Below are 19,344 nucleotides of genomic sequence, written 5' to 3'. Positions count from 1 at the left end.
CTGATAGTAAAGTCGACTGTTTCATTGATGTAGTTTGCGGTACCTTTACCACGAACACGTAACAATGGAGACTGAGCTTGCATATTATCCGTTGATACAACACCTTTGTTGAGTTTCAATGTCGCCGTCATCGCACTGAAGTCTGTTTTCTTAGCTACATTGGTGCCTTCAACTTTTTGCCCTTTAAATTTCGCATAGTTTTCACGAATCAACTGAGCAACGTTGATGCCATTCACCGCACCGTCAGCAAAATTGATAACAACCGTACCAGATAGATTCTTCTTGATACCGGTAGGCGTGAGACTCTTACCTGTAACATTCACATCAATGTTACCTGTCCCTTCAAGTTTGTCGTTTTCAGCAACGTCTATAAGTAGCGGTTGAACTTTCACGCCTTTGATTGACTTTTTAACACTGTAAGTCGCTGGTGATTGGCGTGCATCTAACTTCGCTGTCGCTGAGATTGAGCCTTGGTACAACTTCGAACTAAAAGATGTAAGCTCAAACACGCCACGATTTACAGTGAAGCTCGTTTTTACCGCTTCCATCTTCGCATTTGCCGCTTTGAATTTGTCGATGGTAATGTCACCCTTTACATCTAACGTTTTCAACGCAGACAAATCAGGCTCAACCTCAGGTCCGGCAGGAGCACTCTCGCCACCAGAAGCAGGCTTATTACCTTCGGCAGCTTGCTTATCTAACCCTAAGAACTCATCAAGATCGATATTGGGGCTATGGAGAGCAAAGCGTACTTTAGGAATGTCACCGAGTGCCACATCAGCCTTACCATCTAAGGCGATAGCATTCGCTGTTAACTTCTCTAGAACAAAACTCAGATGGTTTTTCGTTAGGTCGAAAGACAGATCAGACACCATGTCGACTTTCATCGGGGACTGAGGTAAAGCATCACCCTCAAAAGTCGATTTAAGAGTTAACTTATCCAACTGTACTTTGCTGATAGCCTTGTCCACGCTAAGTTGACCAGCACCCTGCATATCTAACTTCATACCACCAGCGTCACCCTTAATGGCATAAGTCAGGTTATTTACTTTATCGAATTCAAACGTGTCTAAACCGATCGTTGCCGATTCAATTTTATTGGCAGGGTCAGAGTATGTCGCATCAAAGTTGATGTTCTTTAGCGCGTAGTTTGCCAAACCTTTTTCTAGCTTAAAGTCTGCCTGACCTTTCGCGGTGAACTTTTGGTCGTTCATTTCGCCCTTCACGCCAAAATCAGCCGTTGTCCAGTTGTCAAAAGCGAATTCGGAAAGGTTTAATGAAATATCATAAAGTTTGGTGTAACTACCGGCTTGCTTATCCTGCATTTCTAATGAACCGTTAGAAACCGTAACGCCAGCAAGATTAATACTCCAATCAGAACCAGAAGTTTGCGTTTCACCATTTTGCGTAGGCGCAGCATTGTTCTCTTGTTCTGCTTGTTGTGTTTGGGCTTTCGTCAATGCATCAATATTCTTGCTGCCATCTTTCTTGGTTTCAATGTAGAACTCAGCACCATCAAGCGTGACGTTTCCAATTTCAAGCTGTTGACTAAAAAGTGGCATAACAGAGATGTCTACACCAACGGTATCAACTTTGAATAAATTGGGTTTACTAAAGCCTTGTGGGTTTCGCAATTCTGTATGTCCCAACTCAAAGCCAATTGATGGGAAAAATTGCCAACTGATATCCCCTTCAATCACCAACTCTAATCCCGTTTGCTTTTGCGCTTGCTCAACAATAAGGGGTTTAAACTGATTCGGATTGACGAAGATGGTTAACGCTAAAATTGCGACCAAAATGACCACAATCGGTATTGCTAGAATTAAGAGCAGTTTCTTCATTTGTTTTTCCTTGCTCGAGTGTTTTTACAATTATAAGCGCAGACTCCATTTGCCGCTGACAGTTCCACAAAAGCGTGAAAAGTGTCTGGTTTTAACCTGCAACTGACTAATTTAAAAACAAAAAAAGAAGTGGCACTTAAGGTGCCACTTCTTCTCCTAAAAATAAAGCGATATAGCCGTCTATAGGCTTAAGCTTTCAAAAGTCTTGCAATGTGGGCTTTTAATACATCAATTGCGATACGGTTTTTACCACCGCGAGGAACAATAATGTCCGCATATTGCTTAGAAGGTTCGATAAACTGCATGAACATCGGACGTACTGTTTGTTGGTATTGCTTAAGAACAGACTCCATAGTTCGGCCTCGCTCTTCCACATCACGCTTAACACGGCGAAGCAAGCAAATATCTAACGGTGTGTCCATAAATACTGTCGCATGCATCAAATCACGAAGACGAGGGTCTGTAAGAAGAAGGATACCTTCTAGAATGATCACCTTTTTAGGTGTCATTGTGGTGGTGTTAATTGTTCTTGTGTGCTCAGTGTAGCTGTACTCAGGCACTTCTACTGCTTCACCACGTACCAATTTTTCTAGGTGCTCACACAGTAGGTCGTGGTCCAACGCACTCGGGTGATCGTAGTTCGTCTTTACTCGCTCTTCCATGCTTAGGTGGCTTTGGTCGTTGTAGTAGCAATCTTCCGTGATGACACCGATTTGATGATCGCCTACTTTCGCGCGAAGCTCATTATAAATAGTGCTCGCGATCAGACTTTTTCCAGAAGCAGAAGCGCCAGCAATACCTACGATGACGCATTGATTATTATCAGACATTAGTTTGCACCCGATGATGATTTCTAGTCACATAAAAAGATAAACTGCCTGATTATAGGGAGTTCACCCCATAGTTACTAGTTGGAATTAGGGTTTAGTCATAAGTTTCTGCCTGCTCAGAGGATTAACCTCCGAGCAAACGTTAAAATGTGCAATTATCAACCAGCAGGCATAGTAAACTTAGTTCACCATTGTAAAGCTAATCGCATCTGGTTTTGCTTTGCCTTGCCAAAACATCGTGCTACATACGCGATCGGCAAGTTGCTTATAATACCCTGCATGCTCACTTTCTGGGCGTCTTGCTACCGTTGGCACGCCAGCGTCAATATCTTCTCTCATAGAGATATGAAGCGGAATTTGTCCTAACAATGCTAAGCCAAATTCTTGCGACATTTTTTCAGCTCCGCCCATACCAAAAATATGCTCTTTCGCGCCACATTGACTACAAATGTGATAACTCATGTTTTCCACAACACCAATAACCGGGACATGGACTTTGTTAAACATTGCCGCTCCCTTCCTTGCATCGGCAAGGGCTAAATCTTGCGGCGTTGTGACTAACACGCTACCTGTTACCGGAATTTGTTGTGACAGCGTCAATTGAATATCCCCCGTACCTGGCGGCATATCAATCACCAAATAATCCAAATCTGGCCAATCTGTTTCAGTTAATAACTGCGACAACGCTTTTGAAGCCATTGGACCGCGCCATATCGCCGCTTCTGATCTATCCACCAAATAACCGATAGAATGAGTATAGATGCCGTGAGCAAAAATGGGTTCCATCCACTTGCCATCACGAACTTCTGGTTTAGCATCTTCTTGCCCCAACATCATAGGTACAGACGGACCATAGATATCTGCATCCAACAATCCCACTTTCGCCCCAGATTGAGCAATCGCCAACGCTAAGTTAACTGCGGTAGTAGATTTACCAACGCCACCTTTCGCAGAACTGACGGCAATGATGTTCTTAACACCCTTAACCGAGTTAGCCACTTGAGTTTCTAAAGCTTTAACTCCAAGGCGAATATTAAATGGGAATTCAGCCACTTTACCCGAGGCTTGCTGCTGTTTGATCCAGTCATGCAGTACGGTTTGAAGCTCATTACTTGCGAATGGCAACGTTATATCAATAGAACCCTGTGTCGTAATCGAAATTGCGCCATGAATATCTGCCCAGTTTTCCACCAACTGTGGATGTTGGAATTGGTTAAACCAGTGACAAAAATCTTGTTTTGAAGTGAACTGATGCATAAGCCCTCCTTTTAGATGTCATGCTACCACCGTCCAGGCTCAACCAGAACCCCAAAAAAACTAAGGCATTCCGCAGTTTGACACCTTGGAGTTAGTCAGTTCATGGGGTAGTATTATCCATCAAAATTTATTTATACCTATCAAGAAAAGCGAATATTAAGTATGGCAAACGATCCAAAAAACTTTCCGTCAAGGAAAATGCTGGTAACTTGTGCCCTTCCGTACGCTAACGGTTCGATCCACCTTGGTCATATGCTTGAGCATATCCAAGCGGACATTTGGGTTCGTTACCAACGCCTACGCGGCAACACTGTAAACTTCATCTGTGCTGACGATGCTCACGGCACGCCAATCATGCTTAAAGCGCAACAGATGGGTATTACTCCTGAGGAAATGATTGCCGCAGTTAGCGAAGAGCACCAAAAAGACTTCGCTGGATTTGATATCAGCTTTGATAACTACCACAGCACACACTCAGATGAGAACCGTGAGCTAGCGTCACACATTTATCTTGAGTTGAAGAAAAATGGCTTTATCTCTAGCCGCACTATCTCTCAGCTGTTCGATCCAGAAAAAGAGATGTTCTTACCGGACCGTTTCGTAAAAGGTACCTGTCCAAAATGTAAGTCTGAAGACCAGTACGGTGACAACTGTGACAACTGTGGTGAGACTTACAGCCCAACAGAACTGATCAATCCTAAATCTGCGGTTTCTGGTGCGACGCCAGTAATGAAAGATTCAGAGCACTTCTTCTTCGACCTGCCTCAGTTTGAAAGCATGCTAAAAGAGTGGACTCGCTCTGGCTCGCTACAAGCTGAAACAGCGAACAAAATGCAAGAATGGTTCGAATCTGGCTTGCAGCAATGGGATATCTCACGTGATGCACCATACTTTGGCTTCGAGATCCCTGGTGAGAAGAACAAATTCTTCTACGTATGGCTAGACGCGCCTATCGGCTACATGGGCTCTTTCAAAAACCTATGTGACAAGCGCGACGACCTAGATTTCGACGAGTACTGGAAGAAAGACAGCTCAGCAGAACTGTACCACTTCATCGGTAAAGACATCGTTTACTTCCACAGCCTATTCTGGCCAGCAATGCTAGAAGGTTCCGGCTTCCGTAAACCAAACAACGTATTCGTACACGGTTACGTAACCGTAAACGGCGCGAAAATGTCGAAGTCTAAAGGTACGTTCGTAAAAGCAAGCACTTACCTAGAGCACCTAGACCCTGAGTGTCTACGTTACTACTACGCTGCGAAGCTAAACAGCCGTATCGATGATCTAGATCTTAACCTTGAAGACTTCACTCAGCGCGTAAACGCTGACGTTGTTAACAAGATCGTTAACCTGGCATCTCGTAACGCAGGTTTCATCGCGAAACGTTTTGAAGGCAAACTGTCTGACAACTTTGCAGAGCCTGAACTTTACAACGAATTTGTTGCTGCTGCTGACCGTATCGCTGAGCTTTACGAAACGCGTGAGTTTGGTCGTGCAATCCGTGAAATCACGGCATTGGCAGACAAAGCTAACCAATACGTTGATGAAAAAGCACCGTGGGTTGTAGCAAAAGAAGAAGGCAAAGATCAGGAACTACAAGACATCTGTTCTGTCGGTATCAACCTATTCCGCGTACTGATGACTTACCTGAAACCAGTAATGCCATCGCTAGCTGCGCGTACTGAAGCGTTCCTAAACCAAGAGCTAACTTGGGAAAACATCGCTGATCCACTAACAGGCCACGAGATCACTAAGTTCAAAGCACTGTTCAACCGTATCGATCCGAAGAATGTTGAAGCGATGATCGAAGCGTCTAAAGAAGATGCGGCGGCAGAAATGGCGGCGAAAGAGAAAGCTGAAGCGGAAAAGAACAAGGCTAGCCAAACCGAGTTAGACAAAGAACCAATCGCTGAAGAGATTGAGTTCGATGCTTTTGCTGCAGTAGATATGCGTATCGCTCGTATCATCTCTTGTGAAGAAGTACCAAAAGCCAACAAACTGCTTAAGTTCCAATTGGACATCGGTGGTGAAACTCGTCAGGTATTCTCTGGCATCAAGTCAGCTTACAAACCTGAAGAGCTAGAAGGCAAGCTAACGGTAATGGTAGCAAACCTAAAACCTCGTAAGATGAAGTTTGGTATGTCTGAAGGTATGATCCTAGCGGCAGGCCCTGGTGGTAGCGACCTGTGGATCCTTGAGCCACACGAAGGCGCTCAACCTGGCATGCGCGTAATGTAAGTATCTTTATTGAAAAGGCTTAACTAAATCAGTTAAGCCTTTTCTCGCAGTTAAGCTTATCGATTAAGCTTGATTGTACTACAAAGAGAATTCTTCTGGACCCCAAGTAATAATCGCGCCACATGCAAGGAAAAGTACAAAGCTGATCGTGACTACAAAAGCGAGAACTCGATCAAATGTCGTTGCGTATTTTAGTATTAACTGATCATCTACAAGTGATACTTTCGCAGGCTTGCCTCGCATTAAAACTGTAGTATACATTGGGAATCTAACCCCCCAGGTATCTCTATCCCAACCGACAGGGCCATGACCATCCTTCGACATCTTTTTCTCGATCCGCTTTACCGAAACACGAATGAAAAGCAAAGTACTAACTAACCAAGTACATCCGATAATCATATTTGTCATATCAAAATAAGACACGTTGATCCCTTTAATTCCAATGAATGTTAGAACTAACTTCATAGGCACCTTTGGCTAAATTTTGCCCTGCACTATCAGCCATCTTAGCTGCTGCATAGCCGACACCTAAGCTTACACCAATTAATACTACGACTCCAAATGGGCCAGCAGCCAAAGCGATTCCCATTCCAGATGCAATCACTTTGGATGTGGTCCAAACGCCAGCAGCGTTGCTCGCACCAAACCCTGCAACTTCCATTGCTGCTCTTTTTTGCCAATTTTCTCCGTTATTCTTGGCATTTCGAACATTGTTAAAGCGAACACCAGCATCAATCATGATGATCTTTTTACCCACAATACTAGAGCTTTGTTCAAGAAATCGAATTGAGCGGATGTTAGCTATAGATGTTAAATGTAACTTAGTTATATCCCTGCCACTTCTCGCGATATTGGCAGCTCTATTCGGGTTGCTCCAAATGTTTCCACGGCTACTTTTAACTCGTCCTGCATAATGGGTAAGCTCTTTTGTAAATTTTGCATTCAAAGAATTGTGAGCTTCTTTAACTCTATATCCAAGCTTCACAAGCTCCTTTTTCTGCGCACCATTTCGTGAGGCTGTACGTACATCTAGTAAGGCATTTTGATATTTGAGCAAAGCTTTCCCGAAATTACTCAATCTGACTTGCTTTTCATTAACAGCAGTAGCGGCAGCACCTACTGCAGTATACTCATCGATTTTCCCCCCCATAGTATGATTAGTAGCATCTAAAAAAGGCTTAATCTCTTTTTCATAGAGGAGGGCTACCGCTTGTAAGTTTTCATCGCCAAACTCACTTGTTAGATTGGCTACATTTCTTTTGGTTTCTTGTGACCAACTTTTTACAGTATCAAGAGCACAAGCTATATCAGGTCTCTCGCTACGCAACTTAGCTATGTTGATCACAGAGCCTTCGTTCAGTATGAAAGGAGTACCTGCGGGAATAAAACTACCAAATATATGTGGGTTGTCCTTACGAAACTGAAGGTACCTATACTCATCATTTGTATCGATAGGGAGCGTTATCTTTGAGTGAGTACTGAAGCATAGGTCGAATTTATTAGACAAATTAATTACCTCGAACAATCAACAAAATAGACAACTTATATCATATAAAGTGTTCGAATATTTTAATTTCTAAACATTGTGACTTGAATCAGACTAAAAAGTAATCAATATGTAACTCACAAAGAATAACGCGTACACCAAGCATCGACACCGAATAATCAAACATGTTCACAAATTTGGTGAATCCATGCACCAACAACGACCATTCAAAAAGAACATTCAATATAACCAATTGTTTAAATTGAGTTTTTGTTTGGCATCAAAACTGCAATCTTCCTTGTTAGGTCCAAACACTAACAAGGAGTTGGTTATGTTTGTTTTGATTTCCACACTATTGTCCATCGCTATTTTAGCCGGAATATATCACTTATCTTCTAAACGAGAGCAGCAACATGCGCGCAAATATCAGCTGTTAACATTGTTGCGAGATGTTGTTCACCTTCTGAGACACCACCGAGCTGCTACTCACTACTCGCTTCAATTCCAACAAAACGATCAACAAAAATTGGACGCTCTTCATGATGCTCTGACTAACAAGCTGCATCTTTTAGTCGAAACATCACGGTTTGAAAACAAACCCATGTATCGCGTATTACAGATTAAAGTAGGGAAACTACTTGAACAATGGAATGACCATAGTGTTGCAAGAAACCAGATGGAGCATGGTAAGTTAATTCGTCATTGCTTGTTTTTGATGGATGAAGTAACCATCGCATGGCTAGCGGTTGAGCAAAGAGATGACTTGCATAATGAGTATCACATGAACTGGCAAAACATTATGGATAGCTTGGAGACCCTGACTCAGTTACGAATCAGCATTCAAGATTTAGGAGAGCAAGGCGGAAATGAGCGTTTCAAAAATTATGCATCGGTCATGATGCGTAAGCTAAACCAACTAGCGGTTATCGCTCCACTTAGCATTACCTCTCCTGCTTCCACGCGCTCAATACAGACGCTAAATGAATACGTGACAGGGAGTCATGTCGACTTAACAGAAGCAGAGCTTTATGGCGTCACATCGGACTTGTCATTGACCATCTTCAATACTTACGACCATGTCCTTTCAGATGTCGTAGAGTCATTATATCTACCGTTACCCAGACTCTCACTAGCAGGATAAACGTTCCATACCTTATTATTGGTGCTTGGTTCGTCGCCGACTTATAAATAAAAACAAAAAAACCGCAGGCCTAAGGCACTGCGGTTTTCGTTTATTCAACTTGTCAGCGCTTAGCTGTCGTCTTCCGTGAAGTTCGTTGGTAATTGCTTTTTCATTTCGTTCCAGATCAACGCACTTTCCATACCATAATGACGAATCACTACTGGTAGTTGCTCACGCTGGCCACTTTCACAAGTTTCGAGCAATTGATGGTAAAACTTCAGAGCTAGCTCACGAGAAGCTGGATTTGAGAAGTAGTAGCTACCGACACGATCGTAGAGCTTCTTCAAACCATTAAAGATCAAACCGTAAATTTGATTTCCTGAATGGAATGCTAGGCGCTGGAAAAGCATATAATCGTAAAAGTTGAACGTTTTAGCAATCAAGATTTCTTGACGCTTCGCTTCATCTTTCTCGTTATCTTCTTTAACATTCTGCAGAACTTTTTCAGCATACGGCGAAGAAGCGATGAATTCGTCCCAGGAAGCCGCATTCATTAAAGCTTCACAAGATTCGATTACGTTCTTAATTGTACGCTCAGAGCTCTCTTTGTTCGCTTTAAATGCATAGCGCATAAAGATAGGACTGATGTTGGTACGTGCCGCAAGCAGATCTTCTACAATGTTTGTCGCATTATCAACGTCTAGCGTCATTAAAGTATCCAAAATATGCAGGCCAGAGGTCTCCATAAATTGGTTAACTTTCGTAGGTTTGCCGTGCTGGATAGTTAACCATCCGTCACGGGCTAGTCGTTGAAGAACCTCTCTTAAAGTCGTTCGAGTAACACCAATCAGTTCGGACAGCTCGCGCTCAGCAGGTAAAATTGAGCCTGGAGGAAAACGGCCGTTCCAAATGCTCTCGATAATATATTTTTCTGCGAATCCCGCAGGGCTTTTCGCCTTTATGACCATTCTACTTTTTATCCAATATTGATTTCTGAGGGTCGATACTACTCATCATACCACTACTTAGCGGTTTGAGAAAATTTACGATCAATAGTGGAAACGACTCCATAACATAGAGTTAATACTCTATATGTTGTGTCAATTTAAGAGGCTCTAACATGCGAGCGAAAGCAGTAAAATATGAATTTTTATTTAATTAAACAGCTCACAAATCTCGGAGAAATAAAGACAACCGTGTCACATTTTTATATTCAAAATATGAAAAATTACTTTGTATATCACAGTTAATATTCTTTCTTAATTTGCCTTTTCTCGTCACTGACCGTCATTTAAAATCCAAGAGGATTTTTTTAAGACTTTCATGGTATAGTAACGCCGTTTTGATCGCGTTATTACATTTAAAAAGTCATTTTAGTCGGTAGCATCACGTTTTGTTATTGACTAATAAATGCCTGAGTGTAGAGTTTGCGGTCGAAAGTGAGCGGTGCTTGAGTTCAGGGGAAGTAACTTGGCAAGACTACAATAAACAAAGGATTGTTGTTTTACTAAGTTATTGTTTTTAAAGACTAGTTAATAAGTCTAACAAACAGATACTTAAGCACTATTGTAGTGTCTATTCATAATTTTGTTATAAAGAGAATTATCATGCCGATATCGCTCGGAAACGCTTTTATCAAGAACTTCCTTGGTAAAGCGCCTGATTGGTACAAAGTTGCCATTATAGCCTTCTTAATAATTAACCCGATTGTATTCTTCCTAATAAACCCATTTGTAGCTGGATGGTTGTTGGTCGCTGAATTTATTTTCACGCTAGCAATGGCATTAAAATGCTACCCATTACAACCTGGCGGTTTACTTGCTATTGAAGCCATTGCTATCGGCATGACTAGCCCTGCGCAAGTTAAGCACGAATTAGTAGCAAATATCGAAGTACTGCTACTTCTGGTATTTATGGTTGCGGGCATCTACTTCATGAAGCAGCTATTGCTGTTCATTTTTACCAAAATTTTACTTGGCATTCGCTCTAAAACCCTACTATCACTCGCGTTCTGCTTTGCTGCTGCATTTTTGTCTGCATTTTTGGATGCCTTGACGGTTATCGCCGTTGTTATCAGCGTGGCGATCGGCTTTTATTCTATCTATCACAAAGTGGCGTCTGGTAACCCTATAGGTGACCATGACCATACACAAGATGACACGATCACTGAACTAACGCGTGATGACTTAGAAAACTATCGTGCGTTTTTGCGCTCTTTGTTGATGCATGCTGGTGTAGGTACTGCCCTAGGTGGTGTAACCACGATGGTTGGTGAACCTCAAAACTTAATTATTGCAGACCAAGCGGGTTGGTTATTTGGTGAATTCCTAATCCGTATGTCTCCAGTGACACTACCTGTATTTTTCTGTGGTCTCATCACTTGTGCTTTAGTTGAAAAGCTTAAAGTGTTTGGCTATGGCGCGAAGCTTCCTAATAACGTTCGTCAGATCCTCGTCGATTTTGACCGTGAAGAGCGTAAAACGCGAACAAATCAAGATGTCGCAAAACTCTGGGTTCAAGGTCTTATTGCGGTTTGGTTGATCGTTGCACTCGCTTTGCACTTAGCGGCTGTCGGCTTAATTGGCCTTTCTGTGATCATTTTAGCGACCGCATTTACTGGTGTCATTGAAGAGCACTCCATGGGGAAAGCGTTTGAAGAGGCCCTGCCCTTCACTGCACTGCTTGCTGTATTTTTCTCGATCGTTGCTGTAATCATTGATCAAGAGCTGTTTAAACCAGTCATCGATGCGGTGCTTGCCGTTGAAGATAAAGGTACTCAGCTAGCTCTGTTCTATGTGGCGAATGGCTTGTTATCTATGGTGTCGGATAACGTGTTCGTTGGTACGGTTTACATCAATGAAGTAAAAACTGCACTCATTGAGGGCCTCATTACTCGTGATCAGTTCGACTTACTGGCGGTGGCAATCAATACTGGTACTAACCTGCCTTCTGTTGCAACGCCAAACGGTCAAGCGGCATTCCTATTCTTACTCACATCGGCTCTCGCTCCATTAATTCGTCTGTCTTACGGTCGAATGGTTATCATGGCGCTGCCTTACACCGTCGTTCTTGCGATTGTCGGTCTAATGGGAATCATGTTCTTCCTAGAGCCTGCAACAGCTTCTTTCTACGAAGCTGGTTGGATTTTACCTCATAGTGGTGATCTGACTCCCGTAGTATCCGGTGGTCACTAAAATTTGAGTTGATTAGGAAACTTATCCACGATAAAAAGCTCTGAGTATTCAGAGCTTTTTCTATTTCAGACAGGAACAAAAACGTGACTATTTTAAATTCACTTAACCAGTTTTCAAAGGGACGTTTATCGTGGCTACTGCTTCTGCTATTCGTCGTTTTCTTTGAAGCATGTGCCCTCTATTTTCAGCACGTCATGATGCTTGCACCATGTGTCATGTGTATTTATGAAAGAGTCGCGATGATGGGAGTGGGCGTCGCTGCAATGGTTGGTATATTGGCACCCAAGAACCCAATTTTCCGCTGGCTAGGTTTGATAGGCTGGGGATTAAGTGCTTACAAGGGTTTGTTACTTGCGATGCAGCACGTTGACTACCAGTTTAATCCATCACCATTCGCGACTTGCGATTTATTCGTCACATTCCCTAGCTGGGCTCCGCTCAATCAGTGGGTTCCTTGGATGTTTGAAGCATATGGTGATTGCTCTAAGGTTGTATGGCAGTTCCTTGATTTATCAATGCCACAATGGTTAGTCGTAATTTTTGCAGGCAATTTAATCGCTTTGGCATTAATTGTAATTGCACAATTCTTCCCTGCAAAACGCGTTAATCCAATTCGTTAATCCTACTGACGCGTAAAAATTAACAAAAAGCCGACCATCTGGTCGGCTTTTTGTTAAGTGGATAGCGCGGCGATTCGATTTAGCCGCGTGATTGACCACAGCACTGCTTGAATTTTTTTCCGCTCTCACAAGGACAGGGATCATTGCGCCCGATACCTTTGAATGGGTTTAGGCTTTGAGCTTTATTGCCTACCATCAACTCATCCGCGCCCAGCGCGACTTCACCGACCATTAAATCAAGCTGATCGACTAAATCTGTCAGGGCCGGTGGCGTTTCAATACCTGCGTCGCGCATCTGTTGCTGCGTTGCTGGCTCATCGATAGCCAGCATCAAAGTGGTCAGTAATGCTTGCAGCATACGCTGTAACCCATCATTGAGCTCAACGTCTTGCCATTGTTCTTCAATCATTGGCCAAACAGACATAAAGCCTTCGGCAAAATCAGCAAGTTGTTCAGGTTCTTTGCCTGTTAGCTCTAGCACGGAATATTCGTTTCGTTGAATTCGGTTATGCTGCTTGTGAATTTGCTCTTCCACAGCTGGTTGAATCGCTTTGAATCCCTCACCTAATAGCGGCTCTAACCACTTTTCAGGAGCGAGTGGTTTTGTCGTCAGATTCGCAGCTAACACTGCGCCTTCGATAAATAGGCAAGATTCATCGACGTGAACTTCACCTTTTTCAATCAATGTGTATTGCATGACATCTGATTTCCCATAAATTTGGCGGCATTATACCTCAGAGCTCAAAAGCACGTAACCTAACGTTGTGTGTTTGACTGCATTGGGCGCTTCGACTCTTTTAATGACAAACTTAACTTACATCGCTACAATCGCCCTCCTTTTTACCACCAAACTGTATTAGGCAAGCTATGCGAGTTGTACTAGGCCCAATGGAAGGCGTTTTAGATCATTTGATGCGCCAAATCCTGACCGAGATAAACGACTATGACCTGTGTGTTACGGAGTTTGTTCGCGTAATCGACCAGCTATTACCCGATCATGTATTTCACCGTTTATGCCCGGAGCTGTTGCAAGGTTCTCAGACTGCATCTGGTGTGCCAGTACATGTGCAATTGTTGGGACAAGAACCAAACTGGATGGCTGAGAACGCAATTAAAGCGGCAAATCTTGGCGCCAGAGGTATTGATATAAACTTTGGTTGCCCAGCCAAAATGGTCAACAAAAGTAAAGGTGGAGCAGCGCTACTCCAACATCCAGAGCTCATTCACCGTGTTGTTAAAGCTTGTCGAGAAGCCGTTCCAGAAGCCATTCCCGTAACTGCAAAAATTCGTCTTGGCTGGGAGAACCCTGAAGATTGCTTTGAAATTGTCGATGCCATTCAGTCTGCTGGCGCAAATGAATTGACCGTACACGCACGTACTAAACAAGGTGGTTATAAAGCTTCTGAGATAAAATGGGATTACATCAACCAAATTCGCGAACGTTTCGATATCCCACTGATAGCGAATGGTGAAATTTGGAATTATGAAGACGGTCAACGTTGCATTGAAACGACTGGCGTTAACTCTTTGATGGTGTGCCGAGGCGCTTTCAATATCCCTAACTTAGGCAATATGGTAAAACATAACCACCAGCCAATGTCATGGCCCGAGGTGGTTGAGTTGCTCATCTATTATTCCAAGTTTGAGATGAAAGGCGATAAAGGCTTGTATTACCCAAACCGCGTAAAACAATGGTTCTCTTACTTACGTCAGGCTTATCCTGAAGCAAAAGACCTATTTAGAGAAATCAGAACGTTCAACAAAGCCGCACCAATTGTTGAGCATATTCAACGCTACCGCGATGACTTAAACTCTCAGGTTGCATAATTCCCGAACACAAAAAGGACGAATATCTCGTCCTTTTTTGTACCTAAATCCTAGTAACAGATCTTATTTTTGCCGGTACTTTTGGCTTGATATAACTTTTCATCCGCCGCTTTAAACAATTCATCAAAGTTTTCTACTCGGCTCTCTTTACTAAACACCACACCGCCAGAGATCGTAAAGCCTTCTTTCGTTACGCGTATCGAGCGCTCATCTATGGCTTTTTTTACTCTGTCTAAAATGAGTTTAATGCCTTCTGAATCTTCGTCATAAATCGCTAAAACGAATTCTTCGCCACCAAACCTTGAGGCAACATCGGTATGGCGAATATTTTCACGTATACATTTTGCAACAAGCTGAATTGCAGAATCACCGACATCATGACCATAGGTGTCGTTGATCTTCTTGAAGTTATCAATATCGAACACTGCCAAAGCAACCTGTTTTTTTGTCATCTTATTACGCCACACGGTTTGCATACCTCGACGATTCAATAAGCTGGTCATTGGGTCTCTTGCTGCCAGTTCTTTAAAGTAACGTCGCTCGCTATGCATATTCACATAGAACAAGACGACGGTACTCAGCACGTAAATAAATAGTGCGACAATAAGGCTGTATTTTTCAAAAACCGCTAGGTTCTTAGCTTCATCCCAAAGGTTGTACTCGTAGTACATGCTGTGATTCGCACTCAATCGCTCTAATTCGACTGGTTTGATTCGTGTACTGTTTGAAGGAATGGATTGTAAATTGGAAACCAAATGAAACTGACCAACAAGACCTAGCGACGAAGCCATGAGCGTATTGATGTCAAAATCAATAGACAAAACACCTTGATGTTCTCCTTTCTCATAGACGGGTACCGTCATACTAATGACTTGACCTTCCATCGAGTCCAACACAGGCCCTGGTCCAGCCAAGGTAATGTTCACTTTATCTTGCGCGGTTTTTTGCCAAAAAGGTCGGGCTTTTAGCGTTGACAAAAGCTCTCTTGTGAAATTTTTTGCGTAGGTATCGGGGGAGGAGATAACGTAACCGCGCTTGTCAATGTAATGGATTCCAACAATGTGCGATTCAATATCGTGCAGAAATGACAATGACGGCGCAAAACCCGCCTTTTGTTCAGCTAACTGGTTAATCGTTGAACCTTGCTGACATAAGCTTTCGTCCCCTACGATCATATAATCAAGGTCAACCGCAGGTAACCCTTCACTATAAACACTTTCGAGTAATAACACATCTATAGGCCAAAGATAACAAAGCCCTTCTTTGACTAAAGAATTATGTTCTTCAAACAGTGGGTTAGCGTAATTGGTATAGTTGGTGAAGCTGTAATCTAAAGCCGTGAGTACTTTAATACCGCGAGACATTGCACGCTCGATACGCGAATACTCAGAATCGATATAGCGGTTAACCGCATCATAGTAATTTTTCGTTGTCACGAGTAAAACCACTACAAATAACGCCAGAGGAAAAAAGATGACAAATGAGAGGCTAAATCGCCTTTGGTTTACCATTGAGTACCATGCATATGAAAGGTCAATAGTCTCTTATGACTGCTATTAAATTGATACTCGTTATCTGGTGACGCATGCAATGCAGCACCAGATAACAAGAGACCAAACAAATGTGTGCGCGCTGTTTGAGACCGTTTATATATTAAAGGAGTTTAATCAATATAGAGTGTGGTGTCACTTTAGTCGCCATAATTTGCAGCTCTGTGCCGACATATTGACAGAGATATGACCTTTATAATCAACCTGTTCTGTGTCATCTAACAACGATATAACTTGGCTAACCTCCAAGCCCAGTTGCCACATAGGTAAATCGATTGAACATTCATTACCACTGAGATTAATCATAACAACGACTGCTTCACGACCCAGTACACGTGCGTACGCCAACTGGTTGTTAGTGCAATGCAGCCATTGAATACAGCCCGACTGTAAAGGCTTACATTGTTTACGTATCTTGATCCATTGTTGGTAAAGCGATAGCCATTGTGAACTTTCGATTTCATTCCAAGGAAAACAGCGACGATTATCCGGGTCTAGACCTCCTTCTAGACCGACTTCACTCCCGTAGTAAAGACAAGGCGTGCCAACGTAAGTCATAAGCATTGCTAGCGCGATGTTCATTTTACGCTTATCACCATCAACCAGTGTGATAAACCGAGCAGTATCGTGACTATCGAGTTGATTTAGCTGCGATAGCTGATTAGAAAATGGGATTTTTGCTCTGGCTTCGTCCAACCATGCTTTAAACTCCAAACCATCAATGTTGATTGGATCGTACATAATATCTTGTCGTGCGATAAAAGCTCGGACTGGATGAGCAAAACCGTAGTAGTTCATCGCCCCATCCTCTTGATCACCTTGCAACCACTGCGTTGCTTCAAAAAAGTGCTCACCTAACACATAAGCATTCGGGTTTACTGACTTAGTCGCATTACGAAACGCTGCCACATAATGAGCATTGTTTTTCGCGCCGTCCCCTTCGCCAAGCATATGGATTACATCAAACCGCCAGCCATCAACCAAGTACGGTGGCTTCAGCCAATACTTGATGACAGAATCTTCACTTTGGTAGATGTAGTCGCGCACCTGTTCATTTTCAAAGTTCAGAACCGGTAAGTTACCAATGCCTTTCCAACCAATGTAGTGATTGGTTTCACCTTCGAAAAAGTAGTAATCACGGAACTTTGACTGCGGATTGCCATACGCTCCTTCTCCTTTTTGTTGGATATCAAACCAAGGATGATGCACTGACGTGTGGTTAAACACCGCGTCTAAGACAATCTTCATATTCTTACCACGGATTTTCTCACACAGTTCAGCAAACTGATCGTTGGTGCCGAGCATAGGGTCAACAGTGAAGTAATCGGTGGTGTCGTATTTATGATTACTTGGTGAAGAAAAGATCGGGTTGAAATAAAGCGCAGTAACGCCGAGCTGTTCAAGATAGTCCAACTTTTGTTCTACACCTTTGAGGTCGCCGCCAAAGAATTCACGTGCCCCGGTATTTTGGTGAGAGCCTACCGCGTCTCCCCACGCCTTGACGACCGATGCAGAATCATACTGAGCATAAGCGTGGCGAATATCAGACTCACTTTTACTAGCAGAAAAACGGTCAGGAAAGATTTGATAGAAAACTTGCTCTTGGACCCAGCTTGGTGGTTGATGCTCTACATTCAACTTAAAGTGGAACTCTTTGGGTGGAATACGCTTTTGTACGCCTCGTGCATCGAGCCAGTATTGCTGTCCGTCTTTGAGGAGCTTAAACACATAATGTGTGACATCTCGATCTTGATTTGGTCGAAACGATGCCTCCCATAGTAATAATTCACCAGCCGTTCCTACTTGAGCCATGTCGACCAGATATTCTTCGTTGTCCGGCTCAATACGCACATAGACGGAATCAAAATCCAATGTCTCGGTTTTCAGTCTGACTGTAACTTGCTCGTCATTAAAAGCTAAACCATCAATAGTTTGACTATGAAAAATAAATGGCAGGTTCATTATGGGCACTCCTCGTCATCGGATATGCCACTATGTTATTGAAGAATTAGAGACAAGAAATCCTCCCTGCGAGTTGACATATCAGCCAATTTTCCCAAGGAGGATCACACTTAGTAGGCGTAGTGACTTGTCGGATACCGCTTAGTTCAACAAGAGACTGTCATCTGCAAGCTCTTCACCACGCACTTTAGAGAACATATCCAACAAGTCTGGTACTTGCATGTTAGCGCGCTGCTCTCCAGCCACATCAAGCACAATTTCACCTTGGTGAAGCATTACGGTCCTATCGCCACATGCTAATGCGTCTTTCATCGAATGCGTCACCATCATCACGGTTAAATCGAACTCATCGACAATACGTTTAGTTAAGTCGATAACAAACGCCGCCATACGAGGATCAAGCGCTGCCGTGTGTTCATCAAGCAATAACAGCTTACTCTCCGATAACGTCGCCATCACAAGGCTAACGGCTTGTCGTTGCCCACCAGACAGCAACCCAATGCTATCGCCCAAGCGGTCTTCTAAACCAAGACCGAGGATGCTAATTCGCTCTTGGAACAGCTTGCGACGTTTAGTAGAGAGCGCCAACCCCCAGCTGCGTTTTTTACCACGCATGTGCGCTAGAGCCATGTTCTCTTCTATCGTCAGTTCGCCACAAGTCCCGGCCAATGGATCTTGAAACACTCGGGCACATTGCGTCGCACGTTGGGCTACCGTCTGCTTGGTGACGTCTTTGCCGTCAATGATAACCTGACCACCTATCATCGGCGTCTCACCTGTCACCGCACCAAGCAACGTCGATTTTCCTGCGCCATTAGAACCAATCACGGTAAGAAATTGATGCTCTGGAACCTCTAAAGAGACGCCTTTCAATGCACGATTTTCCAAAATCGTCCCAGGGTTGAACGTGACCTGAATATTATTTAGTTCGATCATAATGCCTCCCCAGAACCATTTTTTGATGCCGCTTGTTTAGCATCAGTAACGCGTTGTTTCGCTCTTATGCTCTGTTTTAGCTTTGGAGCAATAAGCGCCACAGCCACCAATACTGCGGTAACCAGGTTGAGGTCTGAAGCTTGTAAACCAAACATGCCAGAGCTCAAAGCGAAAGCCACTGCAAGGCGATAAAGTACCGAACCGATGATGACCGCAAATACCGCAACCCAAATCTTGCGCCCGGGAATAAGGGTCTGCCCCAAAATCACAGCTGCCAAACCAACGACAATGGTGCCCACGCCAGAGGTCACATCCGCAAAGCTGTTCGTTTGTGCAAACAACGCGCCTGCGAATCCCACAAACCCGTTGGATAAAGCCAAGCCAAAGTAGGTATAAAAGCCAGTGCTCGCCCCTTGCGCAGAAACCATACGCGCATTCACACCCGTGGCTCGTAAACCAAGACCAAAGTCGCTGTTCAGC

16 protein-coding genes are annotated in these 19,344 nt (G+C 43.4%); 5 read left to right on the top strand and 11 right to left on the bottom strand.

All coding sequences use genetic code 11. From position 1 onward, the window contains the following. The 3 genes from IQR33_RS14805 to apbC form a co-directional block, all read right to left on the bottom strand. Positions 1-1,841 (bottom strand): AsmA family protein (locus IQR33_RS14805; RefSeq protein ID WP_193843789.1); only part of this gene is annotated, 1,841 nt, incomplete at its 3' end. A gap of 188 nt (positions 1,842-2,029) precedes the next feature. Then, a complete protein-coding gene (gene udk / locus IQR33_RS14800; RefSeq protein ID WP_005380833.1) occupies positions 2,030-2,671 on the bottom strand; it encodes a uridine kinase in 642 nt (213 codons plus the stop codon). 180 nt (positions 2,672-2,851) lie between these two features. Further along, a complete protein-coding gene (apbC, locus tag IQR33_RS14795) occupies positions 2,852-3,928 on the bottom strand; it encodes an iron-sulfur cluster carrier protein ApbC (protein WP_017633850.1) in 1,077 nt (358 codons plus the stop codon). 162 nt (positions 3,929-4,090) lie between these two features. Here apbC and metG point away from each other — a divergent pair, with 162 nt between their 5' ends. Further along, complete coding sequence (gene metG / locus IQR33_RS14790) at positions 4,091-6,166, top strand: methionine--tRNA ligase (protein ID WP_025767217.1); 2,076 nt, start codon at positions 4,091-4,093, stop codon at positions 6,164-6,166. A 78-nt stretch (positions 6,167-6,244) separates the two neighbouring features. Here metG and IQR33_RS14785 read toward each other — a convergent pair whose 3' ends face one another. Further along, positions 6,245-6,589, bottom strand: coding sequence for a hypothetical protein (locus IQR33_RS14785; protein WP_104980051.1), 345 nt, complete (start codon positions 6,587-6,589; stop codon positions 6,245-6,247). A 10-nt stretch (positions 6,590-6,599) separates the two neighbouring features. Beyond that, entirely contained in the window at positions 6,600-7,673 is a 1,074-nt protein-coding gene (locus IQR33_RS14780) for a hypothetical protein (RefSeq protein ID WP_017633852.1), read from the bottom strand. Between the two features lie 310 nt (positions 7,674-7,983). Here IQR33_RS14780 and IQR33_RS14775 point away from each other — a divergent pair, with 310 nt between their 5' ends. Beyond that, entirely contained in the window at positions 7,984-8,793 is an 810-nt protein-coding gene (locus IQR33_RS14775) for a hypothetical protein (RefSeq protein WP_017821380.1), read from the top strand. Positions 8,794-8,903: 110 nt separating this feature from the next. Here IQR33_RS14775 and fadR read toward each other — a convergent pair whose 3' ends face one another. Then, positions 8,904-9,743 carry a fatty acid metabolism transcriptional regulator FadR gene (gene fadR / locus IQR33_RS14770; protein ID WP_005380824.1) on the bottom strand — a complete coding sequence of 280 codons (840 nt, stop codon included), beginning with the start codon at positions 9,741-9,743 and terminating at the stop codon, positions 8,904-8,906. Positions 9,744-10,382: 639 nt separating this feature from the next. Here fadR and nhaB point away from each other — a divergent pair. Both nhaB and dsbB read left to right on the top strand, forming a co-directional pair. Beyond that, complete coding sequence (gene nhaB / locus IQR33_RS14765) at positions 10,383-11,969, top strand: Na(+)/H(+) antiporter NhaB (protein WP_005380822.1); 1,587 nt, start codon at positions 10,383-10,385, stop codon at positions 11,967-11,969. Between the two features lie 83 nt (positions 11,970-12,052). After that, positions 12,053-12,589, top strand: coding sequence for a disulfide bond formation protein DsbB (gene dsbB, locus IQR33_RS14760; RefSeq protein WP_017821379.1), 537 nt, complete (start codon positions 12,053-12,055; stop codon positions 12,587-12,589). 79 nt (positions 12,590-12,668) lie between these two features. Here the strand turns inward: dsbB and IQR33_RS14755 are convergent, their stop codons facing one another. Continuing rightward, complete coding sequence (locus IQR33_RS14755) at positions 12,669-13,286, bottom strand: YecA family protein (protein WP_005380818.1); 618 nt, start codon at positions 13,284-13,286, stop codon at positions 12,669-12,671. A 170-nt stretch (positions 13,287-13,456) separates the two neighbouring features. Here IQR33_RS14755 and dusC point away from each other — a divergent pair, with 170 nt between their 5' ends. After that, a complete protein-coding gene (gene dusC, locus IQR33_RS14750; protein WP_017633856.1) occupies positions 13,457-14,416 on the top strand; it encodes a tRNA dihydrouridine(16) synthase DusC in 960 nt (319 codons plus the stop codon). A 50-nt stretch (positions 14,417-14,466) separates the two neighbouring features. On the opposite strand, the gene IQR33_RS14745 is transcribed toward dusC, so the two are convergent. From IQR33_RS14745 to IQR33_RS14730, 4 genes are all read right to left on the bottom strand, one after another. Continuing rightward, the gene (locus IQR33_RS14745) at positions 14,467-15,927 is read right to left on the bottom strand and encodes a sensor domain-containing diguanylate cyclase (protein WP_005387278.1); all 1,461 of its coding nucleotides are present in this window, start codon (positions 15,925-15,927) and stop codon (positions 14,467-14,469) included. Positions 15,928-16,101: 174 nt separating this feature from the next. Next, positions 16,102-17,928, bottom strand: coding sequence for a maltodextrin glucosidase (gene malZ / locus IQR33_RS14740; RefSeq protein WP_193843788.1), 1,827 nt, complete (start codon positions 17,926-17,928; stop codon positions 16,102-16,104). 141 nt (positions 17,929-18,069) lie between these two features. Continuing rightward, entirely contained in the window at positions 18,070-18,864 is a 795-nt protein-coding gene (locus tag IQR33_RS14735; protein ID WP_005387275.1) for an ABC transporter ATP-binding protein, read from the bottom strand. Next, the coding region (locus IQR33_RS14730; RefSeq protein WP_416222679.1) for an ABC transporter permease subunit at positions 18,861-19,344 on the bottom strand (484 nt) is incomplete at its 5' end. The genes IQR33_RS14735 and IQR33_RS14730, both read right to left, overlap by 4 nt.

This window comes from Vibrio sp. OPT46 (assembly GCF_015163535.1).
Classification (GTDB): Bacteria; Pseudomonadota; Gammaproteobacteria; order Enterobacterales; family Vibrionaceae; genus Vibrio; species Vibrio alginolyticus.
The sequence above is the reverse complement of the archived record's forward strand: the minus strand, read 5'-3'. Positions and strand labels throughout refer to the sequence as shown.

Excerpts from the sequence above, each read along its gene's own strand:
- udk (WP_005380833.1), bottom strand. The coding sequence starts at position 2,671 with ATGTCTGATAATAATCAATGCGTCATCGTAGGTATTGCTGGCGCTTCT.
- fadR (WP_005380824.1), bottom strand. The coding sequence starts at position 9,743 with ATGGTCATAAAGGCGAAAAGCCCTGCGGGATTCGCAGAAAAATATATT.
- IQR33_RS14735 (WP_005387275.1), bottom strand. The coding sequence starts at position 18,864 with ATGATCGAACTAAATAATATTCAGGTCACGTTCAACCCTGGGACGATT.
- malZ (WP_193843788.1), bottom strand. The coding sequence starts at position 17,928 with ATGAACCTGCCATTTATTTTTCATAGTCAAACTATTGATGGTTTAGCT.
- dusC (WP_017633856.1), top strand. The coding sequence starts at position 13,457 with ATGCGAGTTGTACTAGGCCCAATGGAAGGCGTTTTAGATCATTTGATG.
- nhaB (WP_005380822.1), top strand. The coding sequence starts at position 10,383 with ATGCCGATATCGCTCGGAAACGCTTTTATCAAGAACTTCCTTGGTAAA.
- IQR33_RS14745 (WP_005387278.1), bottom strand. The coding sequence starts at position 15,927 with ATGGTAAACCAAAGGCGATTTAGCCTCTCATTTGTCATCTTTTTTCCT.
- IQR33_RS14755 (WP_005380818.1), bottom strand. The coding sequence starts at position 13,286 with ATGCAATACACATTGATTGAAAAAGGTGAAGTTCACGTCGATGAATCT.
- apbC (WP_017633850.1), bottom strand. The coding sequence starts at position 3,928 with ATGCATCAGTTCACTTCAAAACAAGATTTTTGTCACTGGTTTAACCAA.
- metG (WP_025767217.1), top strand. The coding sequence starts at position 4,091 with ATGGCAAACGATCCAAAAAACTTTCCGTCAAGGAAAATGCTGGTAACT.
- IQR33_RS14775 (WP_017821380.1), top strand. The coding sequence starts at position 7,984 with ATGTTTGTTTTGATTTCCACACTATTGTCCATCGCTATTTTAGCCGGA.